Origin of the sequence: Bacillus sp. CR71, assembly GCF_003429245.1 — a bacterium.
Classification (GTDB): Bacteria; Bacillota; Bacilli; order Bacillales; family Bacillaceae_G; genus Bacillus_A; species Bacillus_A thuringiensis_S.
In genome coordinates, this window is sequence record NZ_CP031748.1 from 2890618 (window position 1) to 2892199 (window position 1582).

Below are 1582 nucleotides of genomic sequence, written 5' to 3' on the forward strand. Positions count from 1 at the left end.
GAAGGTTATAATGACTACAAGAGGTGATATTATGAAGAACTATCACATTCTGGTGGTAGAAGATGATCAAGAAATACAAGAATTAATCAAACAATTTTTAATGACACAACAGTATAAAGTTATAGTTGCATCAGATGGATTAGAGGGCATGAAACAATTTAATAAGCAGTCCTTCGATTTAATTCTTCTAGATGTGATGATGCCAAACCTGAATGGATTTGAAGTTGCCAAAATGATTCGAAGTCAGTCAAATATACCAATTATTATGCTAACTGCGCTAGAAGAAGAACAAGATCAAATGAAAGGATTTGATCTTGGAATCGATGATTATATTACGAAACCTTTTTCTTTCCATGTTTTGATGAGACGAGTCGAAGCAGTACTGAGAAGAAGTAATAATCAAAGTACGGATAATCATTTTGTATTTAGAGAACTACATGTCGATGGCGATGCATATAAAGTATATGTAAATAAAGTTGAAGTTCCCTTAACGACAAAAGAATTTGAAATTTTGCAACTACTACTTCAAAATGAAAAAAAGGTACTCACAAGAGATAATATCGTAGAAAAAATTTGGGGATATGAGTATGCCGGGGACACACGAATGATTGATACGCATATGAAAAACATACGAAAAAAATTAGATATACCCTATATTAAAACAGTAAAGGGCATTGGTTATAAAATTGATGAATAGGATTGTAAAAATCATGAAGATGAAGAGAATTACCTATAAACTCTTTATGACTACATCCCTCATTTTGTTAGCCTTTGCAACCTTGATTTATGTAACTTTATACTTCTTTCTCCCTAAATTTTATGAGCAATACAAAACAGATCAGCTTCAAACGGGAATCGAAGAAATAATTGATAAATCTAAAGATCTTACGCTTCAAAATGCAATACCACTTGTTGATGAATACGCACAAAAAAATAATGCGGTAATCTACCTTCAAAATAATGAGGGAAGACTTATTTATTCTCCTTCTATTGCTTTTCTTCAAAGTACTATTCAAGAGGGTACTATTCAAGGCGGTACTCAAGCAAAAGGTTTTGTTAAAACAGTACCAGCAAGGAGTTTAGATAATCCTCGTAATTCATATGAGGTTAGCAAGCCAATACAATTCCAAGATGTTAACTTAACGCTTGTGGTGTTCGCAACATTTCAGCCGATTGATGAAGCTTCACAGGTCTTAGTACGTTTTCTACCCTATATTAGTATCATTGTACTAGTTATTGGTTTAGGAAGTGCTTATCTCTATTCAAGGTTTATTACTAAACCACTTATTTATATTAATAAAGGTGCACAAAAGATGGCAAACTTGGATTTCTCCGAAAAAATTGAGGTTCGCTCTATGGATGAATTAGGGGAATTGTCCAATAGCTTGAATGATATGTCTATAAATTTACAACAGGCAATTTTTGATTTACAAAAAGCTAATCAGCAATTAAAAAGTGATATTGAAAAAGAAAGAGAAATAGAAACAAAGCGAAGGGAATTCTTTGCTATTGTAGCACATGAATTAAAAACTCCTCTTACTGTTATGAAAGGATACTTAGAAGGGATGATATATAATATCGG

At 32.3% G+C, this 1582-nt stretch carries 2 protein-coding genes; both read left to right on the forward strand.

The features are described from left to right. The first annotated feature begins 31 nt into the window (after nucleotides 1-31). Entirely contained in the window at nucleotides 32-697 is a 666-nt protein-coding gene (locus DOS87_RS14455) for a response regulator transcription factor (protein ID WP_000800734.1), read from the forward strand. 13 nt (nucleotides 698-710) lie between these two features. After that, nucleotides 711-1582 (forward strand): HAMP domain-containing protein (locus tag DOS87_RS14460; protein WP_208730383.1); only part of this gene is annotated, 872 nt, incomplete at its 3' end.

Excerpts from the sequence above, each read along its gene's own strand:
- DOS87_RS14455 (WP_000800734.1), top strand. The coding sequence starts at position 32 with ATGAAGAACTATCACATTCTGGTGGTAGAAGATGATCAAGAAATACAA.